We start from the raw sequence: 25,280 nt of genomic DNA, 5'->3' as shown, positions 1-25,280 counted from the left end.
TCGCATCGATCCCCGAACGAAGGCCGGAACCCAGCGGGAGAACGCAATGACCATGCACACGACCGGAACACGCGACGAATGGCTGGCCGCCCGACTCGGCCTGCTCGACGCGGAAAAGGAGCTGACCCGGCGCAGCGACGAAGTGGCCCGGCTACGCCAGGCGTTGCCGTGGGTCAGGGTCGACAAGGCGTATCGCTTCGATACCGACGAGGGCAGTGCCACCCTGGCCGACCTCTTCCGGGGCCGCTCGCAGCTGCTGGTCTACCATTTCATGTTCGGCGCCGATTACCGCGCGGGATGTCCCTCGTGTTCGTCGATCGCCGACGGCTTCGACGGCTTCGCCGTACACCTGGCAAACCACGACGTGACGCTGTCGGCGGTATCGCGGGCGCCACTGGCGAAGCTGCAGGCGTACCGGCAGCGCATGGGCTGGCGTTTCCCCTGGGCGTCCTCATCCGACGGCGACTTCAACTTCGACTTCAATGTGTCGTTCACCGAAGCGCAGCAGCGCGCCGGAAACATCGAATACAACTATCGGCGCGATGGTCACGCGATGGACGCGAGCTCGGCCCCCGCGCCGCTGGTCCAGATGGCCGCCAGCTGCGGCACCGACGCGCCCACCTACACGCGCGACCGGCCGGGCCTCAGCGCCTTCGTGCGCGAGGACGGCGTGATCTACCACACCTACTCCACCTACGCGCGCGGCCTGGACGGCCTGTGGGGCATGTATCAGTGGCTCGATCGCGCGCCGCTGGGGCGCAACGAAACCGGCGTGTGGTGGCGTCGCCATGACGAATACGCTGGCGAGTGAGTCTTGCTCGGGAGTGCAGCGCACAGCTTGGATTGCCACCCCTCCCCGCGCGCCGGGCGTCCCTGGTCGCGAGTGCCGCTGGACGACGCGAATCCGCCGCCATGTCGAGCTTCGCCGTCGCGCCGAACGTGAACGAAGACTTCCTCCATGAACGTCTTGACGACCTGCCGCTCACGCCGATTCCGGAGAGTGGTCGGCACGCGCAGGTCGCCACCGGCATCTGCCGCGTACCTTTCCAACCATGGAGTCACACTCATGAACAACGACCGCATCCAGGGCAACTGGAAACAGCTCGCCGGAAAGATCAAGGCCCAGTGGGGCGACCTGACCGACGATGACCTGACCCAGGCCGAGGGCAACACCGAATACCTGGTGGGCAAGATCCAGGAGCGTTACGGCATCGCCAAGGACGAGGCGGCCCGACAGGTCAGGGACTTCGAAAGCACGCTGTGAACGCCAGCGCGTCCGGTGCCGTGCCGGCAGCCTTCTGCCGGCACGGCCGCGTTCATTCCGACGTCGTCACCTGCGGCACGTCCTGCGAGCCTTCCTCGCGATCGCGGTACAACGCGGCGCGTACCAGCAGCATCAGGGTGATCGGCGTGGTCAGGGTGAGGAAGACACCGATCAGGATCTCGTTGAAGATCGGGCGACCGTGCAGCACCGAGAAGCAGGTGATCGAGGCGGCCAGCATGAAGAACGTGCCCAGCGTGGTGCCCAAGGTGGGCGCGTGCACGCGCTGGTAGAAGTTCTTCAGGCGCAGCAGGCCGAGCGAGCCGATGAACGCGAACAGCGCACCGAGCAGCACCAGCACGGCGACGGTGATGGCCGCCCACGGCGGCAGGGCGTCGAGGTGGCTCATTCGATCACCTGCCCGCGCATCAGGAATTTCGACAGCGCCACGGTGCCGGCGAAACCGAGCAGGGCGATGACCAAGCCGGCTTCGACGTACAGCATGCTGCCGCTGCGGATGCCGATGGTCAGCAGCAGGAGCATCGCGTTGACGTACAGCGCGTCCAGCGCCACCACGCGGTCCTGCGCGCGCGGGCCGCGGACCATGCGGATGATCGAGAAGCTCATCGCCAGCAGGAGCAGCCATTGCGCCGCGATGATGGCGATGTGGAGCAGGCCGTGGCTCATTGGAAGACCTCCAGCAGCGGGCGTTCGTAGCGTTGCTTGATGGTGTCGATCCAGCCCTGCTCGTCGACCAGGTCGAGCACGTGGATCAGCAGGACGTTGGCAGTGGAGTCGTAGTTCACCCAGATCGTGCCGGGTGTCGAAGTGATGATGCAGGCGAGCACGGCGAGGCCGTGGCGATCGGTCAGCGCCAGCGGGATCGCCACGAAACCGGAGTGCATGCCCCGTTCGCGGCGCAGGACGATCCGCGCCACGGCGAGGTTGGAGCGGAAGATGTCCAGCATCACGCGCGCGAACAGCAGGCCGAGCAGGTGCGGGTTGCGCACGCGCGCCTTTGGCGGGCGCAACCGGCCGAAGACCTTTGCCAGCGCGATGCCGAGCAGCGTGCCCAGCAGGATCGCGGCCGGCGCCACGCTCTGGTTGAGCAACAGCCAGATCACCAGCAGCAGCGCCGACAGGATCGGGTATGGCAACCAGCGACGGATCATGGCGCGGCCTCCGCCGGCGGCAACACCGCATGGATGTAGCTGGCCGGCGCGTGCAGCTGGACGGCGGTGTCGCGCAGGTAGCGCAGCGGCGACTCGACCAGCACGGTGAGCAGCAGGCACAGCCCCAGCAGGATCGCGATGGAAGTCGCTTCCGTGAGGCGCACCCCGGGGAAGATCCGCTCCGGCTCGACCCAGAAGATCTGGATGCCGGCGCGGCACAACGCGATCACCGTGCACAAGCCGGCCACGATGATCAACGCGAACAGCGCGACCGCGCCGGGGCGCGCGCCGTGTTCGAGCATCGGCGCCAGCAGCGCGAACTTGGCCAGGAAGCCGGACAGGGGCGGCAGGCCCGCCAGCAGCACCGCGCAGGCGGAGAAGCTCAGCCCGAGCATCGCCATCGGGGCGCTGATCACCACCCGGCTCTCGTCCTCCTGCGCGTACAGGCTTTCGTTGGGCACACTCTCGCCCGCCTGTTCGTACGGCTCCAGGCTCAGCGTGTCGTCGGTGTCGTCGTCGCCGTCGGAGGCGAGCAGTCCGGCGACCAGGTAGAACGCGGCGATCGCCAGGCTGGAGATCACCAGGTAGGCCAGCGCGCCGGTGGTCACGGCCGGTTGCTGCAGGCCGATCGCACCGAGCAGGGTGCCGGAGGAAATCACCACGTTGTAGCCGGCCAGCTTGGCCAGGTCGCGCGCGCCCAGCATGCCGACGATGCCGGCCACCACAGTGGCGACGCCGCCCCACAGCATCCAGTCGCTGCCGAAATGGGCGGAGACCGGGCCCGCGTCATCGCCGAACAGCAGCAGGCCCAGGCGCAGCAGCACGTAGATGCCGACCTTGGTCATCAGCGCGAACATCGCCGCCACCGCCGGCGAGGCGGCGGCATACGTGCGCGGCAGCCAGAAGCCCAGCGGAAACATCGCGGTCTTGATCAGGAACGCCACGCCGAGGATCGCCGCGCCCGCGTGCAGCAGGGCGCGGGTGCGCTCGGGCACGTGCGGGATCAGCTCGGCCAGCGCGGCCATGTTCAAGGTGCCGGTGACGCCGAAGATCAGGCTGACGCCGAGCAGGAACAGCATCGAGGCGGTCAGGTTGACCGCGATGTAGTGCAGCCCCGCGCTGACCCGCCGCGCGCCCGAACCGTGCAGCGCCAGGCCGTACGACGCGGCCAGCAGCACCTCGAAGAACACGAACAGGTTGAACAGGTCGCCGGTGAGGAAGGCGCCGTTCAGGCCCATCAGCAGGAACTGCAACAGCGGCTGGAAGTGGCCGCCCCGATGCTGCCAGCGGCCCAGCGCGTACGGCAGCACGGCCAGCGCCAGCACGCAGGTGAGCAGCACCATCAGTGCGGACAGCCGGTCGGCCACCAGCACGATGCCGAAGCGCGCCGGCCAGTCGCCGATGCGGTAGACCGCCGCCAGCGCACCGTCGGCAGACACCGCGAGCGTCAGCGCGGCGGCGCCGGCGACCAGCGCCGCGCACGAGACGATGCTCAGCGCCAGCACCGTGCGCCGGCGCTTCTCGCCGACCAGCAACTGCAGTGCGGCGACCAGCAGCGGCAGCAGGATCGGCGCGATGATCAGGTGGTTGCTCACGGCGTACCGTCCTCGCCGTCGACGTGGTCGTTGCCGGTCAGCCCGCGCGAGGTCAGCAGCACCACCAGGAACAGCGCGGTGGTGGCAAAACCGATCACGATCGCGGTGAGCACCAGCGCCTGCGGCAGCGGGTCGGTGTACTGGGCGATGTCGCCGCCATGCAGCACCGGGTCGGCGCCGGTGCGCAGACCGCCGATGGAGAAGATGAAAAGATTCACCGCGTAGGAGATCAGGGTCAGCCCGATGATCACCTGGAAGGTGCGCGGGCGCAGCAGCAGCCACACACCGGAGGCGGCAAGAATGCCGATCGCGGCAGCCAGCACCAGTTCCATCAGCCCTCCCCTTCCGCGGCGGGCGCGGGCGCCTGGCGTGGCCGGCGCAGCGACTGGTGCGCCAGCGCGACCAGCATCAGGATGGTGGTGCCCACCACCACCGCGAACACGCCCAGGTCGAACAGCAGCGCGGTGGCCAGCGGCACGCGGCCCAGCAGCGGCAGGTCGAGGTACTGGAAGTACGTGGTCATGAACGGACGTCCAAACGCCAGCGAGCCCAGCCCGGTCAGCACCGCCAGCAGCAGGCCCGCGCCGAGCCAGCGCACCGGCAGCACGCGCAGGCGCGTCTCCACCCAGCGCGCGCCGCGGGCCATGTACAGCAGGATCAGCGCCACCGCCACGGTGATGCCGGCCACGAAGCCGCCGCCGGGCAGGTCGTGGCCGCGCAGGAACAGGTGCAGGCCGAACAGCAGGATCACCGGCGACATCAGCTGGATGATCAGGCCGGGGATCATCAGGTAGTCGGTCAGCGAGTGATCGGCGGCGCGATCGGGCGCGGCCGCGTCCAGTGCCGTCTGCTGGCGTTGCTGCAACGGCGTGCCGATGCTTTCGGCCGCGGGGCGGAAGCGTCGCAGCAGGGCGAACACAGTCAGGGCCACGATCGCCAGAACGCTGATCTCGCCCAGCGTGTCGAAGCCGCGGAAGTCGACCAGGATCACGTTGACCACGTTGTGGCCGCCGCCCTCGGTGTACGCGCGTTCGAGGAAGAAGCGCGAGATCGAATCGGCCACCGGATGGGTCATCGCGGCATAGGCGAGACTGGCTACGCCCAGGCCGGCCACGATCGCGATCACCACGTCGCGGCGGCGGCGGAAGCGTTGCCGGCGGCTTTCCACCGACAGCCCCTCGATCCGCTTGGGCAGCCAGCGCATGCCCAGCAGGATCAGGATCGTGGTGACCACTTCGACCAGCAACTGGGTCGCCGCCAGGTCTGGCGCCGACAGCCACACGAAGCTCACGCACGAGACCAGGCCTGCGCCACCGGTGAGGACCAGCGCGGCGAGGCGATGGAACTTCGCCTGGCTGGCCGCGCCGATCGCGCAGGCCGCGCCCAGCAGCCACAGCGACGCGAACGCCGGGTCGACGCTGGACCAGCGCAGCTCCATGTCCAGCGATGCGCCCGCCGCGGCCAGGGTGCCGGCCAGCAAGGCCAGCAGCACGATCAGCAGCAGTTGCGATTGCAGCCGCCGGCCCGGATAGCGCCGCTCGATCCGCTGCGGCAAGTCGGCGGCCAGCACCGCCATCACCCGCTCGAAGATCCGCTTGCCGCCGAGCCGGCCGATCAACGGCGCCCCCTCGCGCTCGGCGAAACGCCGACGCAAGCCCGCGAACAGCAGGCAGCCGGCCACAAAGGCAAACACGCTCATCAGCAGCGGCGTGGTCACGCCGTGCCACACCGCCAGGCTGTAGACCGGCAAGTCACTGCCCAGCACCGAGGCGGCCGCCGCCTGCAGGGTCGGCCCGATCACCCGCGCGGGCAGCACGCCCACCAGCAGGCAGGTCAGCGCCAGGAAGCCGATCGGGAAGCGCATCCACAACGGCGGCTCGTGCGGCTGGCGCGGCAGCTCGGCCGGCGTGCGGCCGAAGAACACGCCGCGCACGAAGCGGATCGAATAGGTCACGCCGAACGCACTGGCGGCGACCGCGATCACCTCCGAGATCGCGTCCAGCAGCGGCCCCTGCCGCGCGGCCAGCGTCTCGGCGAAGAACATTTCCTTGGACAGGAAGCCGTTCAACAACGGCACACCCGCCATCGCCGCGCCGGCGACCAGCGCCAGCGTGGCGGTGACCGGCATGAAGCGGCGCAGGCCGCCCAGCTTGCGCAGGTCGCGCGTGCCGGCCTCGTGGTCGACCGCGCCGGCGGCCATGAACAGCGAGGCCTTGAAGGTGGCGTGGTTGACGATGTGGAAGATCGCCGCCACCACGCCCAGCGCGCTGCCCAGTCCCACCAGCATGGTGATCAGGCCCAGGTGGCTGATCGTCGAATAGGCCAGCACGCCTTTCAGGTCCTGCTCGAACATCGCCGCGTACGCGCCCAGGATCAGGGTGACCAGGCCCACCCCGCCGACGATCCAGGACCACTCCGCGGTGCCGCCCAGCACCGGCCAGAAGCGCACCAGCAGGAATACGCCGGCCTTCACCATCGTCGCCGAATGCAGGTAGGCCGAGGCCGGCGTGGGCGCCGACATCGCCTGCGGCAGCCAGAAGTGGAACGGGAACTGCGCGCTCTTGGTGAACGCGCCCAGCAGGATCAGCAGCAGCGTGGGCGTGTACCAGGGATGCGCGCGCACCGTGTCGCCCGCGGCGAGGATCGCGTCCAGCTCGTAACTGCCCGCGATGTGGCCCAGCAGCAGCATGCCGCCGAACAGGCACAGGCCGCCGCCGGAGGTGACGATCAGCGCCATTCGCGCGCCGTCGCGCGCCGAAGGCCCGCGGTGCCAGTAGCCGATCAGCAGGAACGAGAACAGGCTTGTCATCTCCCAGAAGAACACCAGCTGGATCACGTTGCCGGACATCACGATGCCCAGCATCGAGCCCATGAAGGCCAGCAGCAGGGCGAAGAAGCGCGCCAGCGGATCGTCGGGCGACATGTAGTAGCGCGCGTACACGCCAACCAGCGCGCCGATGCCGCAGATCAGCAGCATCATCAGCCAGCTGAAGCCGTCGATCCGCAGCACCAGGTCCAGGCCCAGCCCCGGTGCCCATGGAATCACCTGGCGCAGCACGTCGCCGGCGAGGATCAGCGGGGCCAGCCACAGGCAAAGCAGCAGGCCGAGCAGCGCGGTGGCGGTCATCAGCCACGCCGCCCGGTTGTGGCCGCGGCCGCGCATCAGCCACGCCACCACGCTGGCCACGAAGGGCAAGCAGAGGATCAGGCTGGGCAATTGGTGCGGCATCGGTCACGGGCTCCCGGGGTTTGTCGGTGTCTCCGGCAAGAAACCCAGGCGGCGAAACCTGGCACTTCAAGAGCATCCGCGCACTTCGTTCGCTGAAACCTCGGCGACGGCGCTGGCCGCGGACAACGTTTCGGCCCCGCCATGGCACTGCACTCGACAGGCGCAGCCCCTCGAACGGGCATGACGGGATCGTTCGGGACTCGCCGCAGCGCGCGTCCCGCCCGCTGCCCCCGCAGTCTATCGTCCGGCGTGAATGGCCGGCAATGCGGGCGGTCGCGGCGACGCGCCGATGCTGCATGCCGACGCTGCACGGATCGATACGCCGATGCACACGGCCGGATGGAATCATGCCTCTCGTGCGCGGTCCCGCAGGCAAGCACGACTGGGCAGACTGCCATGCGGCGTGCACGCAGCCTGCACGCCCGGGCTTCGTACCATGCAGGCGGGAATCCCCAGGATGGCCTGACCGGCCAAGCCTTCCCATCCGTTCCGCGACCCCGGAGAAAACAACATGAATCATCGACAGCCACGTCGGCTTCGCCGTGCCGGCGGGATGCTCGCCTTCGTCCCGCTGCTGCTCACCTGCCACGTCGCCAGCGCGCAGCAGTCACCCGCGCTGGATCGCGTCAGCGTCTGGCTGGGCGCTTACAACGCCAACGCCGATACCACCATCGGCGCCAGCGACAAGAGTGGCCAGTACCACGGCGACTTCAATCTGGAAAAGGACCTGGGCTTTCCCGACCGCAAGACGGTGCCTCGTGCCCGGCTCGACTTCCTGGTCGGCGACAGCCAGGGATTCTCGCTGGACTACTACAGCGTCAATCGCACCCGCAGCAAGTCGCTGGCGCGCGACATCAGCTACGCCGGCAACGACTACAGCGCGGCGGCCACGGTGAAGGGCAAGCTCAACTTCGACTTCGGCAGCGCGTCCTGGCGCTGGTGGTTCGGCCACGGCAATGACGTGTTCGGCCTCGGCTTGGGCGGCGCCTACTACCGCGTGCACGCCAGCATCAGCGGCGAGGCCAGCGTCAACGGCGACCCCGTGGGCCAGGCCTCGTCCAGCACCACCGACAGCGCCTGGGCGCCGATGCTGCAGCTGGGCTGGCGACATGCGTTCAACGACCAGTGGCGCATGTACATCGACGCCGCCGGCGTCAAGAAGAACGGTGGCAACCTCAACGGACACATCGTCAACGCCGCGCTGGGCGTGGAGTATTTCCCGTGGAAGAACGTGGGCTTCGGCGCCGAATACGGCTACAGCCGCGTCGTGCTGCATCAGCGCAAGCACGACTACAACGCCAACCTCGACATGAAGCTCGACGGCCCCTCGCTGTTCGTGCGCTTCCGCTTCTGAGCACTTTCGCCGCGTAGTGGTTCGACGTGGCGTGGTCGCCTGGTGACCACGCCACGTCTGCATCGGCCGGTTCATTCCTCATCGGTTGCTCGCCTGCCCGGCATCACGGCAGGATCGTTCGAGCATCCGCGGCGCAGCTGTCTCGAAGCTGCGCGAGGATCGGCTGACCTCAGGTCAGTCGGAACTGCCCTGCAGGCAGCACGGCAGAATCGCCGCAGCAGTGCGGGGATACCTTGGGGATACCATGGGCACCAGGATTGCGTGGCCACTCCCGATGACCGCGCGCACAAGGAGACGTGCCCCGATGAGCCGACAGTCGTTGAGTCGCGAACAGTTGCAGCAGCGCGCCGCACGGCGCCATACGTGGCAAGAAGCAGCAGCCCGTGCGCCACAGATCGCCCCCCTGTTCGAACCCCGAAGCCCCACGTGCCGCACGCTGGACAGGAAGCTCGTCCTCGGCGACGAGGCTCTTCGCATGCTGCGTGCGCCCATGCATCTGGGTCTGGGAACCTATGTGGAGCAACTGAGGTTCACCGGCCACCATGAACTGGCACGCTATGCGCAGCAGTTTCACCCTTCCGAGATGGCCTGAATCATGAACACCTCGCCGCCACCGAGTACGCCCTTCAAGCGCCGTCCACTACCTTGGTACAAACGGGCTACCGCGGCCTTCAACGCTCCACGCGGTGGTGTGCCGGCTGCACCCGTCGTACCCAGGCGGATCGATTGCGGACCCTTCACCCTGAGCTTCCTCGAACCCGCGGCCGCGTTCGGTGAGGGCATGGGCACGCCCGACCCCGACCAGGTGAATCTGGATGCGGGCGCCTTTACCCCGACCGAAGCCCCCAACGCGCGGGCCAACCATCAAGCGATCTGGCTTGGGATCAGCAACTGGATCTATCACTTGCCGCGCTGGCACAGTTCGCGGATCTTTCCTGTACCGCATCCTCCCTATGCCGTCATCACGGCTCATTGGCAACTCGAACGGGTCAAGCACGACATCCAGCTCAAGCCCGATGACATGGCGATGCTCGAGGACTACCTGCGCCATGACTACGTCGCCTACCTGGAATCCGAGGGCGGTCCCAACTGGAAGCTGCGCGATGAGACGTACAAGGGCAAGACGATCAGCGGCGCTCCGTTGCCGCAATACCAGATCGACGACATTCTTGCGGCCCACTTGAAAAGCCCCCCTTCAAGCTATGAGCCACTGATCAGCAATGGCATGCATTGGCTACGTTACCTCTGGGATCCGATGCAAGGGATGCCGAACACTCTCATCTACACCACAACCCTGTTGCCCGACGTGCTGTTGACGGTAGATTTTCATATCGCGCGCATGAACTCCGAACCCTGGGAAGACTGGTGGGACCTGTTCATGGAGGACTGCGAGATCCTGGTGAAGACCATCACCTGCCAACGCAAGGAACTGCCGAGCGCCGGTGTGGCCGTGTCGGAATGACCGGCTTGAGAGGTTGGGAGATTCACGACTCAGCGGCGCGTCGATTCGACGACTGCTCCCAGCACCTGGAAGCGGATCGTGGCGAAGGCGCCGTCGCCGGCCAGCGCCGTGACGCGTTGCTCGCCGCCTTGCGGCAGGTCGATCGACATCGGCTCGGCGGCTTCGCTGCGGCCTTGCAGTCGTCCGTTGAGCAGCCATTGCACCGGGCCTTGCGCGCCCAGCGCGCGCAGGTTGATGCGCAGCGGCTGGTCGCTGTTCGGCGCCTGGCGCAGGGTGACGCCATCACCGAGTCCGCTGATGCGGATCGGGTTGGCGCTGTCCAGTGAGTCGGCGGCGCAGCCCGGCGCCAGTGGCGGCAATGCCGAACTCTCCCGGTCGTCGCGACTGAGCCACGGCGTGGCCAGCGCCGGCCAGCGTGCCAGCTGGACGGTCTGCTCGTGCGGCGCATGGCAGGCGCCGCTGAGCCGATGTCCGCGGCCGTCGACACGCAGCGTGATCAGGCCCGCCGACCACGCGCCGAGGCCGCGTTCGGCGAAGGTGGGCGGCAGCGCATCGTCCAGCAGCCAGGCGGTGCGGTGCTGACGGCACAGCGCCGGAGCGGTGGACTCCAGCGCGCCGCCCAGTGGCCAGCAGATCTCGCGCTGGCTGACGCTGGCCGGTCGGGCCGCGACATGACCGCCCCGCGACGGCAGCATGTCGGCGATCTGGAACAGCAGCGGCAGCGCGGTCACCGCGCCGTACTGGCCGGGCGAGGGCGTGCCGTCCGGACGGCCGATCCATACGCCGATGGTCCAGCGGTCGGTGACGCCGATCGACCACGCGTCGCGATAGCCGTAGCTGGTGCCGGTCTTCCACGCCACGCTGGCGTGGCGGTTGATCGCGCCGGCCAGCGGCGCGCCTTCGACGTCGGCGGGGTTGTGCGCAAGGATGTCGCGGATGATCCACGCCGCGCCCGGCGACAGCAGCCGTCGCGGGCGGGCGGGCTGGTCGGCGGTGTAACGTGGCGTGCCGGCGATGCCGCCGTTGGCGAACGCGGTATAGGCGCCCACCAGGTTTTCCAGCCGGGTGGACGCGCCGCCGAGGATGATCGACAGGTTCGGCTGCGCGCCCGCCGGCAGTCCGAGGTCGACGCCGCCCGCGGCCAGTCGGGCCACGAAACGGCTCGACCCGACCCGATCCAGCACATCCACCGCCGGCACGTTGAGCGAGCGCTGCAAGGCCTCGGCCGCGCTGACCGGGCCGGAGAATGCCTCGTCGAAATTGCCCGGCTTGTAGCCACCGAAATCCTGCGGCGCGTCGACCAGCAGGCTTTCGGAATGGATCAGGCCATCGTCCAGCGCCAGTCCGTACAGGAACGGCTTCAGCGTGGAACCGGGCGAGCGCGGCGCGGCCACCATGTCGATGTAGCCGTGCCGCTGCGGGTTGGCGAAGTCGCTGGTGCCGACGTAGATGCGCGCCTCCAGCGTGGCGTTGTCCACCACCAGCAACGCGGCCGAGGTATGCGGCGGCAGTCGCGACAGGTAGGCGCCGACGCGATCCTCGGCGGCGCGCTGCAGGTTCGCATCGATGGTGCTGGTGATCCGCCGCGAAGCCGGCTGCTGGCGCTGCAGCCGCTCGGCCAGCAGCGCGGCCGACAGCGGCGCGCGCAGCGAACGCGCCACGACCGGCTCGATCGCCGCGTCGCGTACCTCGGCCGGACTCCACACCCCGAGATCGCGCATGCGGCGCAGCACCTTGTCGCGGGCGGTCCGCGCCGCCTGCGCGCGACGATCCGGGCGCAGCCGGCTGGGCGATTGTGGCAACACCGCCAGCAGCGCGGCCTCGGCATGCGACAAGCGCGTGGCCGGCTTGCCCAGGTACGCCCACGACGCCGCCTCGACGCCTTCGATCGGCCCGCCGAACGGCGCGTGGTTGAGATACAGGTCGAGGATCTGTGCCTTCGACAGATGCGCTTCCAGTTGCAGCGCCCGGAAGATCTGCACCAGTTTGCCGCGGAACGTATGCGGGCCGAACTCAGACGAGATGGGTTCGATGATCCGCGCCACCTGCATGGTCAAGGTGGAACCACCGGACACGATGTGCCCGTGCACGATGCCGCCGGCAAAGCCGCGCACCAGCGCATACGGATTCACTCCGGGATGGCGGTAGAACCAGCGGTCTTCATAGGTCAGCAGCGCCTGCAGATAAAGCGGCGACACCTGCTTCGCCGTGGTCGGATAGCGCCACACGCCGTCGCTGTCGGCGAACGCGCGCAGCGGCGTGCCGTCGCGCGCCAGCACCACGGTGCTGCCGGTGTCGGGGGCGGGGAGGTGGAGCGGGAACAGGCGGTCGAGGGTGAAGGCGGCGAGCAGCAGCACGCCGACAGTGATGAGCACCGCACGCAGCCAGCGCCACGCGCGCGAGCGGCGTGTGGAAGCGAGCGGCGTGGCGGTTGGAATCGCAGTCATGGTGCGGTGCAGGCTGCCTGGCTCCCTCCCCTGCACAGCAGGGGAGGGCTGGGGTGGGGTGCTCTTTGTCATACCCAAGCGAAAGTCAAAAGCCCTACCCCCTCACCTGAAGGACTCCCTTCGGTCGCCAGCCTCCCCCTGCGAGCAGGGGGAGGAGCAGGAGCATCACGGTTCGACCACGGTGATCTTCGCCGGCTCGACCTTGCCGATGCCGCGCACGGCGGGGCGGTACATGTCCTCCACCAGCGGCGGTGGCACGGTGTAGTTGCCGGGGGTCACCGCACGCACCAGGTAGAACACGCGGGCCTTGTCGCCGCGGCGCAGGTTCAGCGCGGCGGCGTAGCGGTCGTCGCGGTACTCCTCGTGCTGGATGTCGGCGGCCGAAGCGTGTTCGTCCAGGTTGATGCCGTCGATCACCACGCCGGACCAGGTCTGCGCGCCGCCCAGGTTGAGGTTCTCCACTTCCAGCCCGCCGGGCAGCAGGTCGGTGACCAGGGCATCGGGGATGTCCATGCGCGCCTCGATGTCGAGTTCGACGATCAGCGTATCGCCCTCCCTCAGCTCATCGTCAGTCCACGGCTTGCCGTCGGTGGTGAAGTAACTGCGGCGCACGTCGATCTGGCTGTCGTCGGCCGCGGGTGCCTTCTGCGGGATGCCGGCCACGTCGAGCGTGGCGAAGATCGCCGCGCCGCTGGTCGGCTGCACGCTGACGCCAGCCGTGAGTTCGGCCACGCTGAGCGGACGGCTCCACACGCGCTGGTCGGGTGCCTGCTCGGTCTTGCCGCCGGCGGTGATCGTGGCAGCCAGCGGGGCGTTGCTCTTCGCGTCGAACGCCCTCGCCACGCGGGCGATCGCCGCCTGCTCCTGCGTGCTCAGGTACGACCACGACCAGCGGTAGTCCTTGTCCTGCTGCTGGCGCTGGCGCACGTTGGCAGTGGCGTTGCGGGCCCAGTCGACCAGCTTGGCGTCGTAGGCGGGCTTGTTCACGCCGTAGGTATGGGTGAGCGCCACCATCAGGGCCAGGTCGCGCAGGTCCGAGCCGTAGTCGCCGACGTACCAAGGGCGTTCCTTGCTCCACGCGAACGCCTCGTCGATCGCCTTCTGCGCGCGCTCGTTGTCGCCCATCAGCTTCAGCGCGATGCCCAGGTGCGCCAGCGGCAGCGGCGCGACCAGCTTCTGGCGTTCGTTGTCGAACAGCGCGCGCAGCGTGCCCAGCGGCGCGCGGTTGACCCGCGCCAGCACGAAGCCGGAGTACGCCTCGTCGGCCAGCCGCAGGTGGTCGTGGTGCTCGTAGTCGTAGTACGGGTGGCCGCCGGCCAGCAGGTCGTCGTTGAGCCGCTGCAGCGATTTCTGCAGCACGTCCTGCGGCACCGCGAAACCGGCGTCGCGGGCGTCCAGCATGAAGTCGACCACGTACGGCGTGGTGAAGGTGACGATCGGACTGCTGCCGCCCCAGAAACTGAAGTGGCCGTTGCTGGCCTGGAACGAGGCGATCCGCGACAGCGCTCCCTCGACCGCCGCCTTGCGCACGTCATCGCTCATCACCGGCGCGCCCAGCGCCTTGGCCGTCTGGCCGTCCAGAATCAGCTCGGCGTAGCCCTTGCTGGTGGTCTGCTCGATGCAGCCGTACGGGTAGCGCAGGATGTCGCGCAGGGCGGCGGCGTACGGCAGCGGCGGCAAGGTGCTCAGGGTGAGCCGCGCGTTCACCGTGGCCGGCAGCAGGCCGGCAATCGCGGCGGCACCGAAGCGTTCGGGCTTGCCGGCTGCCAGCGCCAGCGGCGTGGTGGTGACGGTTTCCGGCCAGGCCGGGCGCACCGCGAACTCGAAGTGGCGATCCACGCGGTAGTCGTTGAGTTCGGCGTGGATGTCCACGGTCGCCACCGCCGCGCCCGCCTGCGCCGTCACCGGCATGTGCAAGGTGGTGCCGGCGCCGTCCTTCAGCGCCACGTCCTGCACGGCCTTCTCGATGGTGATCGGGCCACCACCCTTGACGCTGACCTTGGCGGTGCCGTCCTTGCCCGAGAGGTTTTTCAGGTCGAGGCTGATCATCGCCTTGTCGCCGGCCGCCATCACCCGCGGCGTGCTGGGCTCGACCACCAGCGGCGCGCGCACGGTGACGTTGCCGTCGGCATTGCCGTAGCGACTGTCGGTATACGCCAGCGCGGCGAGACGCAGGCTGCCGTTGAAGTCGGGCACATCCACATGCAGCGTGGCCCTGCCCTGGGCGTCGAACGCCACCGGGCCGCTGAACAGGTCGACGATCTGCACCTTGGGATTGAGCCGGTTCGCCTTCGGCAACGCGCCTGCACTCATGTCGCCACCGTAGCGCAGCCTGGCCTGCTCGCCGTCCATCGCCTCGATGATGCGGCTGTACAGGTCGTACGCATCGACGCTCAACGCACGCTTGCCGAACAGCCACGCCCACGCATCGGGCACCGGGTAGTCGGTGATGTTGAGCACGCCCTGGTCGACCGCCGACAGCGTGACGAACGCCTTCTGCCCGGCCAGGCCGGTGGCCTGCACGCCGACCTCGAGCGGGTTGCCCGGGCGCATCAGCGCGGGCGCGTCGAGCTTCAGCGGAATGCGCCGGTCGTTGCGGTCCATCGCCACGTATTCCACGCCCATCGCGCGGGCCGGCGTGGTGTGCTCGGCCGCTTCACCGCCGCGGAACACCAGCGCCGTCACGTAGACGTCGTGGCGCTCCCAGTCTTTCGTCACCGGGATATCGAATACCGCGCCGGCCTTGGCCTCGATGTTCCTGGTGTAGAGCAGATGATCCGACTCCACCAGCAACACGCCGGGGCCGTCCTGCGGCGGCGTCACCGTGACTTTCATGGTGTCGCCAGCCCGATAGCGCGCCTTGTCCAGCTGCAGCTTGACCTTGTCCGGCCGCGCCTCCTTGCCGAGATTTTCGTCATCCCAGTTGTAGCCGGCGAAGAACGGGAACACCGTGGTGAGCTTGGTCAGCGGGTCGTATACCTCGACGCGGTAGCTGCCCCACTGCACGGGGAATTCGACGTGGGCCGACTGGCCGGCGGCCACGTCGACATCCTTCTCGTCGACCAGCTGCAGGCGCTGGTTCGCGCTGGACTGCCAACCACCGTTCTGCTCATACAGCCAGTAGAAGTCGCGCAGCTCACGCTGCAGGCGCACCTTCAGGTGGCTGCCGGCGATCAGCTCGCCCTTCGCATTGGCCCGCACGATCTCGAAACCGGCCGGCGCCTCGCTTTCGGCGCCCTGCTTCGGGTCGAACAACGGGCGCACGCCGACCAGCGCGTCGGCCGGCCAGTAGCTGCGCTTGAGCAGCCGCGTCACCGCGCGGCCGCCGCTTTCATAGACGCTGCCGGACAGGGTCACCGCCAGCGGCGCGACCGGCTGCACGTCGTCGGGCAGCGCCACGTCCTGCTCCAGCACGCCTTGCGCATCGAGCTTGGCGTCGATCACGTCGTCGGCGCTCTTGGGCAGCTCGACCAGCGGGTTGCCGAAGAAGGTGTCCTTCATCTTCTCCAGCGGATGCACTTCCGGCGCTACCAGCAGTTTCGCGGTGAAGCGGTTGCCGTCGGCGGGAGCGCCGTACAGGTAACTGGAGGCGACCTTGAGCTTCAGCGGCTCGTCCGGCGCCAGCTGCTGCTGCGGGCTGGACAGTTCGACCTTGAGCCGCTCGGGCAGGAACTCCTCGACGTGGAACGGGAACGCCTGCACGGTGTCCTTGGCTGAAGGGTCGAGGCGGAATTCCAGCTGCCACAGGCCGGTCGGCGCATCGGCCGGAATCGCCTGGCTCAGCTCGAAATAGTTCAGCTGCTGCGGCTCCAGCCGTTTCTCCACCAGGGTGCGGCCGTCGGGCTGTTTCACCCGCACGAACAGCGACTGCGGCTTCATCGGCTTGCCGTCGTAGTCGCGCAGCAGGGCCGACGCACGCAGCGTCTCGCCGGGGCGGTACAGGTCGCGCCCGGACCATGCATAGACCTCGAACGGCGCCTGCCTGCGACCGCTGATGTCGAAGTTCGACACGTCGAGCGCGGGCCGGTTGAACGGCAGCACCGAGACATCCTTGCCGTGGCGCGCCACCAGCACGTCGGACGCCTTGACCTTGTATGCGATCAGCGCATTGCCGTCGGCGTCGGTGGTGGCCTTGAGCTTGCTGCGCCCGTTCACGTCTCGCACTTCGACATCCACCGCATTGACCGGCGTGCCGTCGCGCAGCGAGGCCACGTGCAGCAGCACGTTGTCGCGGTACACGCGCAGGTGCAGGCCGAGGTCGCTGACGAAGAAGGTGGCGGTGTCGTAGCCGTCCTTGAAGGTGCCGCCGGCCTTGACCACCGCCATGTACACGCCAGGCGTGGCCAGCTCCTTGATGTTCTGCACCGGCAGGTAGGTCACCGTGCGCTCGTTCGCCTCGCCACCCAGCGTGTAGTGGTTGGCGTAGACCGAGTCGGCGATGTCGGTGATCGGCACGCTGGCGCGGCGATCGTCGCCTTCGCCGCACTGGTTGTAGTAGCGGACCTCGTGGTCGAGCTCGTAGCTCTCGCGATGGCCGTTGCGTGGATAGGCGCAGAACAGGTCCGAGAGTGCGTCCTCGTGCACGCGGAAGAACTCCACGTCGGCGTCGTGCACGTTCATCGACACCAGCGGAAGGCCGCGGGTGCCGCGCGCGGGCAGCACGCTGCCGTGCGAGGCGAAGCCCACCGCCGCCGGCAAGTTGCCGGAATACACCTCGTGCTTCACCTCGTGACCCAGGGTGCGGCCGTCGGCGGCCAGCACGCCGGACTTCAGCTGCACCACGTAGCGCGTGTTGGCCTGCACGAACGGGAAGCTCAGCGTCTTGCCGTCGTCGTCCAGGCTCCAGCTGCCGCTGACCACCTCGCCGTTCGGGCCGGTCACCGCAATCAGGCTGTCGAACGCCTGGGCCGAGGCCAGGGCCGCGTTGAAGCGCAGGATCAGCGCGGTGCGCGAATCGCGCGGGGTGGAGCTGGCCGAGACCAGCGCGAAGCCGGCCGTGCCCGCGTCCTTCGCGGGCGCGGTCGACGCGCTGGCGGCAGGCTTGCCCTGCAAGGCGGGTTTGCCGTCGTCGCCACCGCGATGACAGGCGCCCAGCGCCAGGCCGATCGCAAGGCAGGCGAGGACTCGCCACGCAAGGTGGCGCGAGATGCGCCGGCTCGATCGAGGTGACATGCAACCTTCTCCCTGTAGGTTTGCGTGGAAGTATCGCCGCCAATCATGGCGATCCGGAGGCGCGCAGCGGGCGCGCCGATTTTTTTCGCGTCGAACGCAGTGTGCCCCAGCGGGCGGGTCGAAAACCGGCCGCAGCGCGCTTCCCCGCGAGATGCCCTACGGAGCCGCCGCGAGATCCTGCCGGCCCAGCCAGTCGGCCAGCTGCATCAGCACCTGGCTGCGCCCCGGTTCGGCCTCGTTGAACAGCTCGTGGTAAAGCGTGGAAAAGAAGCGGGTGGTCAGCTGGCCGCTGCCGGCCGCCTTGCGGGCGAACGAGCGACTGCCGGACGGATCGACCAGCGCATCGCTGTCGGCGACCAGCAGCAGGGTCGGCACCGCCAGACCGGCGGCATCGCGGATGCAGGCGGCCCCGGCATGGAAGATGAAGTCGGCCAGTCGCGGGGTGATCCAGCCGTGGCGCAGCGGGTCGTTGCGGTAAGCGGCGACCACGCCGGCTTCGTGCGACAGCTTGCTGGCATCCAGCCCGTTGCGCAGGGGCAGGTTCGGCACGAGCCGGCTGAGCAGCCGGGCCAGCGCGATCATCCGGGGCGACTCCCAGCTGCGCAGCGCCGGCGATGACAACACCAGCGCCGGCGGCGTGACCCGTCCATCCAGCACCGCGCGCGCCGCGACCAGGCCGCCCATGCTGTGGCCCAGCAGCAGTGGCGGGTGCGGCTGGCTGGCGGCGTAGTCGTTGTAGACGGTGGCCAGATCCTCCAGCAGGTCGTCGGCCTGGCGCAGGGCACCGCGCCGCCCCGGGCTGCGGCCGTGGCCGCGCTGGTCGTAGCTGCGCACCGCGTGGCCGCGCTGGTTGAACCACGCTGCCAGGCGCTGGTAACGCCCGCCGTGTTCGCCCAGCCCGTGCACGATCAGCACCGCGCCGTGCGGCTGGGCCAGTGGCCAGTCACGCAGGCACAGCGGCTGGCCGTCGGCCATCTCCAGCCAGCTGATGCTGCTGTCGTCTTGCGCTGGCGTATCCGGCGCCGGCGCCCGTACCCGTCGTTCCACCCGCTTCCTCCTCGCCTGTTTCAACGGGATACCGTAGCCGGATCGGCCGGTGTCGTCACCACCGGCCGATGCGCCCGACGCTCAGTGCCTGTGAAGAAAACCACTTATTGTGGTTTTCTTCTATCGCACGTCCGGTACACGCCCGGACGTGCTCACGCGAATCTGGCACTTGCGTTCCCGATCCGCGCCCGGCCATTCATGGCCGGGCTTCGAGGTTGTAATTCACAACCTCTCAGTGCTCGGTGACCCGGGCGTCCTTCAGCAGCAGGTCGAGCTTGGCCTTCATTTCGGCGGCGGGGTGGCTGCCCTCGGCGTAGTGGTAGACGGTGTACAGCACGTCGGGCCGGGCCTGGCCCGGCGCGGCCAGCACGCTGCTGATCTTCATCACGTCGTTCTCGCTGCGCGGCACGCCGTCGAACGGCCGCTGGCGGTTGCTGATCTTGCTCCAGTTGCTCTTGTAGTCGTCGTTGAGGTCGTCCGACGGTGCCACCACGCGGGCGAAATTGCTCCAGTACTTGTCGTGCGCACTGGCCGCCTGCCACACGTCGGTCACGTCCCACACCACCTTGCCGTGGTCGAGGAAGTAGCTGAAGCCGATGGTGAGCATGCTGTCCCTGTCGATCTTCTGCAGCGCCGGGGTATAGGCGTAGCGCAGCCGCTTCGAGCTGTAGGCGAAGCGATGGCCGTAGTCGATGTCGATGTGGATGTCGTCGAACGCCGCCGGCAGCAGGTCCTTCTGCTTCAGGAAATCCTGCCACTGGGCCAGGCTGCCGTCGTAGGTGACGTAGAAGAAGTCGGTGAGCGCCTGCAGGTTGATCAGGTAGTCGTGCTCCTGGCTGGCCGGGGCGATCCGCATCAGCACCGCGTAGCCGTCCGGCACCGGCAGGGCGAAGCTCATCACCACCGCGTTCTCGGCCGGTATCGGCCATACCCGCACCTGCCAGCGGCGCTGCCAGGCATCGGTATACAGCGTGTCGCGCACCGGCTTGCCCAGCGAGGTGATGCGCACCTGCTCGGGGCCGACGTTGCGGGTGAGGAAGCCGACCCTGGCGATCATGTCCATCAGCTTGGCCGGGTCGCGGTACAGCGCGGCGGCCGTCACGTTGTCGGGCCGGCGCACGTGGAACAGCAGGTTGCGCCCGACCACGCCCGGCGTGACGTAGCCGTTGTTGGGCAGGCTGGTCTTGCCGCCCTCCTTCTTCGCCAGGCTCCAGGTACCGTCGTTGTCGCGGGTGATCAGCGAGGGGAAGTCGTCCATCGACGGCGTCGAATGCAGCAGTTCGTTGGAGCCCTGGCCGCGGGGGAACAGCCGCTCCGGCTCCTTCGCCAGCAAGGCCTTGAGCTGGCTGTCGGCATAGGCGTTGAAGCGCTGCTGGAATGCCGCGCTGAAGTCGGCAAAGCTCAGCGGCAACCTGAATTCGGCCTTGAAGGTGTTGCTGAGCGTGGTGTCGAACACGTCGAACTGGTAGGGCATGCGCTGGTCGATCGAGGCGACGTGGTCGGGCGCGTCCAGCACGCGGCCGATCGGCAGCGCGTAGTTCAGGTTCTCGTTCTGCGACTTCATCAGCACGATGCCGATGACCTTGCCGGTCGCGTCCAGCAGCGGGCCGCCACTGTTGCCCGGCGATGCCGCCGCCGAGAAGCGCATCCACTTCCAGCGGCCGTCCTGGTCTTCCGGCGTGTCGGAGGTGTACAGGCCGTCGCGGATCACCACGCCGGTACCCAGCGCATTGCCCACCGCATAGACCACGCCGTTGAGGCTGGGCTTGGTGTCCGCCTCCAGCGCGGCGGCCTTCGCCGGCTGCGTGGCCAGGCTGAACACCACGAAATCCTGCTGCAGCGAATATTTCTCGATCTTGTCGATCGCATACACATGGCCGTCGGCATCACGCAGGGCCGGCTCGCCCCACAGGCTGTCGATGCCCACCTGCAGCACGTGCGCCGCGGTCACGTAGCGGTTGTTGCCCAGCGCGAAAGCGGTGCCGATCGAGTAGTACTTGTCGTTGCGCTCCTGGAACGGCAGCAGCTCCAGCGGCAGCGGCTTCTCGTAGGTCAGCGGGTCCTTGACCGGCTTGGCCGCCACCACTTCGAAGGTGGCCGCCTGGATCTTCGGCAACACGGCCGGATCGAGACTGGCCGCATGGCTGGCGGCCGCAGCGAACAGGCTCACCAGGACCAGAAGCGCGAACCGGCTGCAGGCCGTGCGCATGAAGCCGGGCTTGCGCCGCGGCGATTCCATTACGTGCATGAGTGTCCTTCGCATCAACGCCGCCACCGGATTCCCCCCGCGGGCCCCTGGCTGTGACGGCCGAATCTGGATACTGCCGATTCCGAATACTGCCATGGCAGGTCCGGCGCTGCACCGGCGTACGGGTGGCGGGGATCGGCCGAAGCCATGACAGGAGCCGTCGAAGCGGTGGATTCGGGCCTGCCAGGCCCCATATATGATCGACTAGTGTTCCCCGACCGCTGCGCGAATCCGCATCGATGCACATCGCCCCCTGCCCGCTGGACGCATTCCATCCGGCCGTTGCCGCCTGGTTTCGTCGCACCTTCCCTGCGCCCAGCGCGGCGCAGGCGGCAGCGTGGCCATCGATCCGCGCCGGCAGCCACACCCTGGTCGCCGCACCCACCGGCTCGGGCAAGACGCTGACCGCCTTCCTCGCCGCGATCGACGAACTGGTGCGCGAAGGCGTGGCGCACGGCGGCGTGCTGGCCGACGCCACCAGCGTGCTCTACGTGTCACCGCTGAAGGCGCTGTCCAACGACATCCACATCAACCTGGAAGCGCCGCTGGAAGGCATCCGCGCCGAATTGGAGAAACTCGGCCTGCCCGACGTGGCGATCCGCACCGCGGTGCGCACCGGCGACACACCGCAGGTCGAGCGGACTCTGTTGCGCAAAGTGCCGCCGCACATCCTGGTGACCACGCCCGAATCGCTATACGTGCTGCTGGGCTCGGCCTCGGGGCGTTCCATGCTGGCCGACGTGCGCACGGTGATCGTCGACGAGATCCACGCCATCGCCGGCAGCAAGCGCGGCTCGCACCTGGCGCTGTCGCTGGAGCGGCTGGAATCGCTGTGCCAGCGGCGGCTGTTGCGGATCGGCTTGTCGGCGACGCAGAAGCCCATAGAAAAGATCGCCGACTTCTTGGTCGGCTCAACATCTCCCTCTCCCCGGCGGGGAGAGGGCCGGGGTGAGGGGGCGGGGTCGCGAAAGAGCAACAACATAGCGGCCGTCAAAAATGATGCCCCGACGCACGCCGCCCCCTCACCTCAATCCTCTCCCCCAAATGAAATAGGAACCGGGGGAGAGGAGGCGAACGCGAAGAGCGACGTTACTATCATTGACACGGGCCACACCCGCCCCCGCGACCTCGCCATCGAAGTGCCTCCCGTACCGCTCGAAGCGGTGATGTCCAACGACAGCTGGGAGCTGGTCTACAACCGCCTCGCCCAACTGGTCGAGGCGCATCGCACCACTCTGGTCTTCGTCAACACGCGGCGCATGGCCGAGCGCGCCGCGCGGCACCTGTCCGAGCGGCTGGGCAAGGAACACGTGGCGGCGCACCACGGCAGCCTGGCCAGGGAACTGCGGCTGGACGCCGAGCAGCGGCTGAAGCGCGGCGAATTGAAGGTGCTGGTGGCGACCGCCTCGCTGGAACTGGGCATCGACATCGGCGAGGTGGACCTGGTCTGCCAGCTCGGCTCGCCGCGCTCGATCGCCGCCTTCCTGCAGCGCGCCGGGCGTTCCGGCCACAGCATCGACGGCACGCCGAAAGCACGGCTGTTCCCGGCCACCCGCGATGACCTGATCGAATGCACCGCCCTGCTCGACTGCGTGCGCCGCGGCGAGCTGGACGCGCTGATCCTGCCACCGCAGCCGCTGGACGTGCTGGCCCAGCAGATCGTGGCCGAGGTGGCCTGCGCCGAATGGGACGAAGACGCGCTGTACGCGCTGGTGCGCCACGCGTATCCGTATCGCGATCTTTCGCGCGCGGATTTCGACGCCGTGGTGCGCATGCTGGCCGAAGGCTTTACCACGCGGCAGGGCCCGCGCGCGGCGTACATCCACCGCGACGCGGTGAACCGCCAGCTGCGTCCGCGGCGCAGCGCGCGGCTCACCGCACTGACTTCCGGCGGCACCATTCCCGAGACCGCCGACTACAAGGTGGTGCTGGAACCGCAGGCGATCATCGTGGGCACGGTGAACGAGGACTTCGCGGTCGAGAGCATGGCCGGCGACATCTTCCAGCTGGGCAACGCCAGCTACCGCATCCAGCGCGTCGAGCGCGACCGCCTGCGGGTGGAGGACGCGCATGGCGCGCCGCCGAGCATCCCGTTCTGGCTGGGCGAGGCGCCCGGGCGCAGCGACGAGCTGTCGTTCGGTGTGTCGCGGCTGCGCGAGGAGATTTCCGTGCAGCTCGATGCCAGTGGCGTGCCGACGGCGGTGGCGTGGCTGCGCGAATCATTGGGCCTTGGCGAAGCCGCCGCGCAGCAGCTGGCCGACTACCTCGCCCGCGCCAAGGCCGCGCTCGGCGTCCTCCCCAGCCAGCACACCCTGGTGCTGGAGCGCTTCTTCGACGAATCCGGCGGCACCCAGCTGGTGATCCACACGCCGTGGGGCAGCCGCATCAACCGCGCGTGGGGGCTGGCGCTGCGCAAGCGCTTCTGCCGCCAGTTCAATTTCGAGCTGCAGGCGGCGGCGACCGAGGACGCGATCGTGCTGTCGCTGTCGACCAGCCACAGCTTTCCGCTGGAGGAAGTCGCGCACTACCTGCACTCGAACACCGCCGAGCACGTGCTGGTGCAGGCGCTGCTCGACGCGCCGCTGTTTCCCGCGCGCTGGCGCTGGAATGCGGTGACCGCCCTGGCGCTGCCGCGCTTCACCGGCGGCAAGAGGACCCCGCCGCCGCTGCAACGGATGAAGAGCGAGGACCTGCTCGCCGCGGTGTTCCCCGACCAGGTCGCCTGCCTGGAAAACATCGTGGGCGAGCGCGAGGTGCCGGATCACCCGCTGGTCAACCAGACCATGCACGACTGCCTGCGCGAGGCGATGGACGTCGATGGCCTGCTGGCGATCCTGCGCCAACTCGAAGCCGGCGAGATCGCCATCGTCGCCCGCGACCTCACCGCACCCAGCCCGCTCGCGGCCGAAGTGTTGAACGCGGCACCGTATGCCTTTCTCGACGACGCGCCGCTGGAGGAGCGCCGCACCCAGGCCGTGCAGACACGCCGCTGGAACGCCGACAACGCCGACGACCTCGGCCGGCTCGATCCCGACGCGATCGCCGCCGTGCGCGAGGAAGCGTGGCCGCAGGTGCGCGACGCCGACGAGATGCACGAGGCGCTGACCTTGCTGGGTTTTGTCACCGTCGCCGAGGTTGAGGCCAACACCGGCTGGGCCGAACGATTGCAGGCGCTCGCCACGGCCAGGCGCGCGACGCGCCTCACCGACGTGTGGACCACCGCCGAGCAACTGCCGCTGTGGCTGGCGCTGCATCCGGCCGCCAGCATGCAGCCGCCGATCGTCGCGCCCGCCGAGTACGCCGCGCAGGCGTGGCCGCGCGAGGACGCGCTGCTGGAACTGGTGCGCCACCGTCTCGGCGGGCTTGGCCCGGTCACCGCGCGCGAGTTGGCGCAGTCGATGAACGTCGACGCGGGCGAGGTCGAGCAGGCGCTGCTGCGGCTGCAGTCCGAAGGTTACGTGATGCAGGGTCGCTTCACCGCCGATGCCAGCGACACCGAATGGTGCGAGCGGCACCTGCTGGCGCGCATCCACCGCTACACCATCGGCCGGTTGCGCCGCGAGATCGAGCCGGTCAGCCGGCGCGCGCTGATGCGTTTCCTGTTCGACTGGCAGCACGTGTCGGCGGCCACGCGCTCGAACGGGCCGGACGCGCTGGTCGCCACGCTGGCGCAGCTGGAAGGTTACGAAGCCGCGGCCGGCGCGTGGGAAGCGGAGATCCTGCCGGCGCGCGTGGGCGATTACTCGATCAGCTGGCTGGACGAGCTGTGCCGTTCCGGCCGCATCGCCTGGAGCCGCCTGCGCACCGGCAGTGGCGGCGGTGGCGGACCGGTGCGCAGTACGCCGATCGTGCTGCTTCCCCGGCGGGAGATGGCCGTCTGGACGGCCGTCGCCGCGGGCGACCCGCAGGAGATCCTGCTGTCCTCACGCGCCCAGGCCGTGGCCGATGCGCTGCAGGAACATGGTGCGCTGTTCTTCGACGAACTGTTGGCGGAGACCCACCTGCTGCGCACCGAGTTGGAAGACGCGCTGGGCGAACTGGTCGCTGCCGGCCGGATCAGCGCGGACAGCTTCGCCGGCCTGCGCGCCCTGCTGCTGCCGGCGGCCAAGCGCGACGGCGCACGGCATCGGCGCATGCGCCGGCACACCTTCGGCGGCATCGAGGATGCGGGGCGCTGGTCGCTGGCGCGCAGCACGGCGAAGAGCACCCCACCCCAACCCTCCCCTGCTCGCAGGGGAGGGAGCACAACCGCTCCTGCTCCTCCCCCTGCAAGCAGGGGGAGGTTGGGAGGGG

Annotated in this window: 16 protein-coding genes; 6 read left to right on the top strand and 10 right to left on the bottom strand. The window is 68.7% G+C overall.

Going from position 1 to position 25,280, the window contains the following annotated elements; translation table 11 throughout:
• Positions 1 to 46 precede the first annotated feature (46 nt).
• Positions 47 to 811, top strand: coding sequence for a DUF899 domain-containing protein (locus UU7_RS11905; protein WP_007808602.1), 765 nt, complete (start codon positions 47 to 49; stop codon positions 809 to 811).
• Between the two features lie 255 nt (positions 812 to 1,066).
• On the top strand, positions 1,067 to 1,264 hold the full coding sequence (locus UU7_RS11900) for a CsbD family protein (RefSeq protein WP_007808600.1): 198 nt from the start codon (positions 1,067 to 1,069) through the stop codon (positions 1,262 to 1,264).
• A 52-nt stretch (positions 1,265 to 1,316) separates the two neighbouring features.
• Here the strand turns inward: UU7_RS11900 and mnhG are convergent, their stop codons facing one another.
• From mnhG to UU7_RS11870, 6 genes are read right to left on the bottom strand one after another with little or no spacing between them, the layout of a single operon-like run.
• On the bottom strand, positions 1,317 to 1,670 hold the full coding sequence (mnhG, locus tag UU7_RS11895; protein ID WP_007808598.1) for a monovalent cation/H(+) antiporter subunit G: 354 nt from the start codon (positions 1,668 to 1,670) through the stop codon (positions 1,317 to 1,319).
• On the bottom strand, positions 1,667 to 1,948 hold the full coding sequence (locus UU7_RS11890; protein ID WP_007808596.1) for a K+/H+ antiporter subunit F: 282 nt from the start codon (positions 1,946 to 1,948) through the stop codon (positions 1,667 to 1,669). The genes mnhG and UU7_RS11890 overlap by 4 nt, the downstream gene beginning before the upstream one ends.
• Entirely contained in the window at positions 1,945 to 2,433 is a 489-nt protein-coding gene (locus tag UU7_RS11885; protein ID WP_007808594.1) for a Na+/H+ antiporter subunit E, read from the bottom strand. The genes UU7_RS11890 and UU7_RS11885 overlap by 4 nt, the downstream gene beginning before the upstream one ends.
• Positions 2,430 to 4,028 carry a monovalent cation/H+ antiporter subunit D gene (locus tag UU7_RS11880; RefSeq protein ID WP_007808592.1) on the bottom strand — a complete coding sequence of 533 codons (1,599 nt, stop codon included), beginning with the start codon at positions 4,026 to 4,028 and terminating at the stop codon, positions 2,430 to 2,432. Before UU7_RS11880 ends, UU7_RS11885 begins: the two co-directional genes overlap by 4 nt.
• Positions 4,025 to 4,360, bottom strand: a complete 336-nt coding sequence (locus tag UU7_RS11875; RefSeq protein ID WP_007808590.1) for a Na+/H+ antiporter subunit C — start codon at positions 4,358 to 4,360, stop codon at positions 4,025 to 4,027. The genes UU7_RS11880 and UU7_RS11875 overlap by 4 nt, the downstream gene beginning before the upstream one ends.
• Complete coding sequence (locus UU7_RS11870) at positions 4,360 to 7,257, bottom strand: monovalent cation/H+ antiporter subunit A (protein WP_007808589.1); 2,898 nt, start codon at positions 7,255 to 7,257, stop codon at positions 4,360 to 4,362. The genes UU7_RS11875 and UU7_RS11870 overlap by 1 nt, the downstream gene beginning before the upstream one ends.
• A gap of 511 nt (positions 7,258 to 7,768) precedes the next feature.
• Between UU7_RS11870 and UU7_RS11865 the strand changes: the two genes are divergently transcribed.
• From UU7_RS11865 to UU7_RS11855, 3 genes are all read left to right on the top strand, one after another.
• Entirely contained in the window at positions 7,769 to 8,611 is an 843-nt protein-coding gene (locus UU7_RS11865) for an autotransporter outer membrane beta-barrel domain-containing protein (RefSeq protein WP_007808587.1), read from the top strand.
• 304 nt (positions 8,612 to 8,915) lie between these two features.
• A complete protein-coding gene (locus UU7_RS11860; protein ID WP_007808584.1) occupies positions 8,916 to 9,203 on the top strand; it encodes a hypothetical protein in 288 nt (95 codons plus the stop codon).
• A 3-nt stretch (positions 9,204 to 9,206) separates the two neighbouring features.
• On the top strand, positions 9,207 to 10,073 hold the full coding sequence (locus tag UU7_RS11855; protein WP_238530937.1) for a hypothetical protein: 867 nt from the start codon (positions 9,207 to 9,209) through the stop codon (positions 10,071 to 10,073).
• Between the two features lie 29 nt (positions 10,074 to 10,102).
• Here UU7_RS11855 and pbpC read toward each other — a convergent pair whose 3' ends face one another.
• From pbpC to UU7_RS11835, 4 genes are all read right to left on the bottom strand, one after another.
• Positions 10,103 to 12,520 carry a penicillin-binding protein 1C gene (gene pbpC, locus UU7_RS11850; RefSeq protein WP_007808581.1) on the bottom strand — a complete coding sequence of 806 codons (2,418 nt, stop codon included), beginning with the start codon at positions 12,518 to 12,520 and terminating at the stop codon, positions 10,103 to 10,105.
• Between the two features lie 165 nt (positions 12,521 to 12,685).
• Complete coding sequence (locus tag UU7_RS11845; RefSeq protein WP_007808579.1) at positions 12,686 to 17,692, bottom strand: alpha-2-macroglobulin family protein; 5,007 nt, start codon at positions 17,690 to 17,692, stop codon at positions 12,686 to 12,688.
• Positions 17,693 to 17,848: 156 nt separating this feature from the next.
• Complete coding sequence (locus tag UU7_RS11840; RefSeq protein WP_007808577.1) at positions 17,849 to 18,739, bottom strand: alpha/beta hydrolase; 891 nt, start codon at positions 18,737 to 18,739, stop codon at positions 17,849 to 17,851.
• Between the two features lie 232 nt (positions 18,740 to 18,971).
• Positions 18,972 to 20,987: a S1 family peptidase gene (locus UU7_RS11835; RefSeq protein ID WP_238530936.1), complete on the bottom strand. Its 2,016-nt coding sequence runs from the start codon at positions 20,985 to 20,987 to the stop codon at positions 18,972 to 18,974.
• Between the two features lie 239 nt (positions 20,988 to 21,226).
• On the opposite strand from UU7_RS11835, the gene UU7_RS11830 reads away from it, so the two are divergent.
• On the top strand, positions 21,227 to 25,280 hold a 4,054-nt coding region (locus UU7_RS11830), incomplete at its 3' end, for a DEAD/DEAH box helicase (protein WP_007808574.1).

Source organism: Rhodanobacter spathiphylli B39 (genome assembly GCF_000264295.1).
GTDB classification, from domain to species: Bacteria; Pseudomonadota; Gammaproteobacteria; order Xanthomonadales; family Rhodanobacteraceae; genus Rhodanobacter; species Rhodanobacter spathiphylli.
Note: the sequence above shows the minus strand (reverse complement) of the source record. Positions and strands in the feature narration are given on the sequence as shown.

Coding starts and splice junctions, on each gene's coding strand:
- UU7_RS11905 (WP_007808602.1), top strand. CDS start 47: ATGACCATGCACACGACCGGAACACGCGACGAATGGCTGGCCGCCCGA.
- UU7_RS11900 (WP_007808600.1), top strand. CDS start 1,067: ATGAACAACGACCGCATCCAGGGCAACTGGAAACAGCTCGCCGGAAAG.
- mnhG (WP_007808598.1), bottom strand. CDS start 1,670: ATGAGCCACCTCGACGCCCTGCCGCCGTGGGCGGCCATCACCGTCGCC.
- UU7_RS11890 (WP_007808596.1), bottom strand. CDS start 1,948: ATGAGCCACGGCCTGCTCCACATCGCCATCATCGCGGCGCAATGGCTG.
- UU7_RS11885 (WP_007808594.1), bottom strand. CDS start 2,433: ATGATCCGTCGCTGGTTGCCATACCCGATCCTGTCGGCGCTGCTGCTG.
- UU7_RS11875 (WP_007808590.1), bottom strand. CDS start 4,360: ATGGAACTGGTGCTGGCTGCCGCGATCGGCATTCTTGCCGCCTCCGGT.
- UU7_RS11870 (WP_007808589.1), bottom strand. CDS start 7,257: ATGCCGCACCAATTGCCCAGCCTGATCCTCTGCTTGCCCTTCGTGGCC.
- UU7_RS11865 (WP_007808587.1), top strand. CDS start 7,769: ATGAATCATCGACAGCCACGTCGGCTTCGCCGTGCCGGCGGGATGCTC.
- UU7_RS11860 (WP_007808584.1), top strand. CDS start 8,916: ATGAGCCGACAGTCGTTGAGTCGCGAACAGTTGCAGCAGCGCGCCGCA.
- UU7_RS11855 (WP_238530937.1), top strand. CDS start 9,207: ATGAACACCTCGCCGCCACCGAGTACGCCCTTCAAGCGCCGTCCACTA.
- pbpC (WP_007808581.1), bottom strand. CDS start 12,520: ATGACTGCGATTCCAACCGCCACGCCGCTCGCTTCCACACGCCGCTCG.
- UU7_RS11845 (WP_007808579.1), bottom strand. CDS start 17,692: ATGTCACCTCGATCGAGCCGGCGCATCTCGCGCCACCTTGCGTGGCGA.
- UU7_RS11835 (WP_238530936.1), bottom strand. CDS start 20,987: ATGCACGTAATGGAATCGCCGCGGCGCAAGCCCGGCTTCATGCGCACG.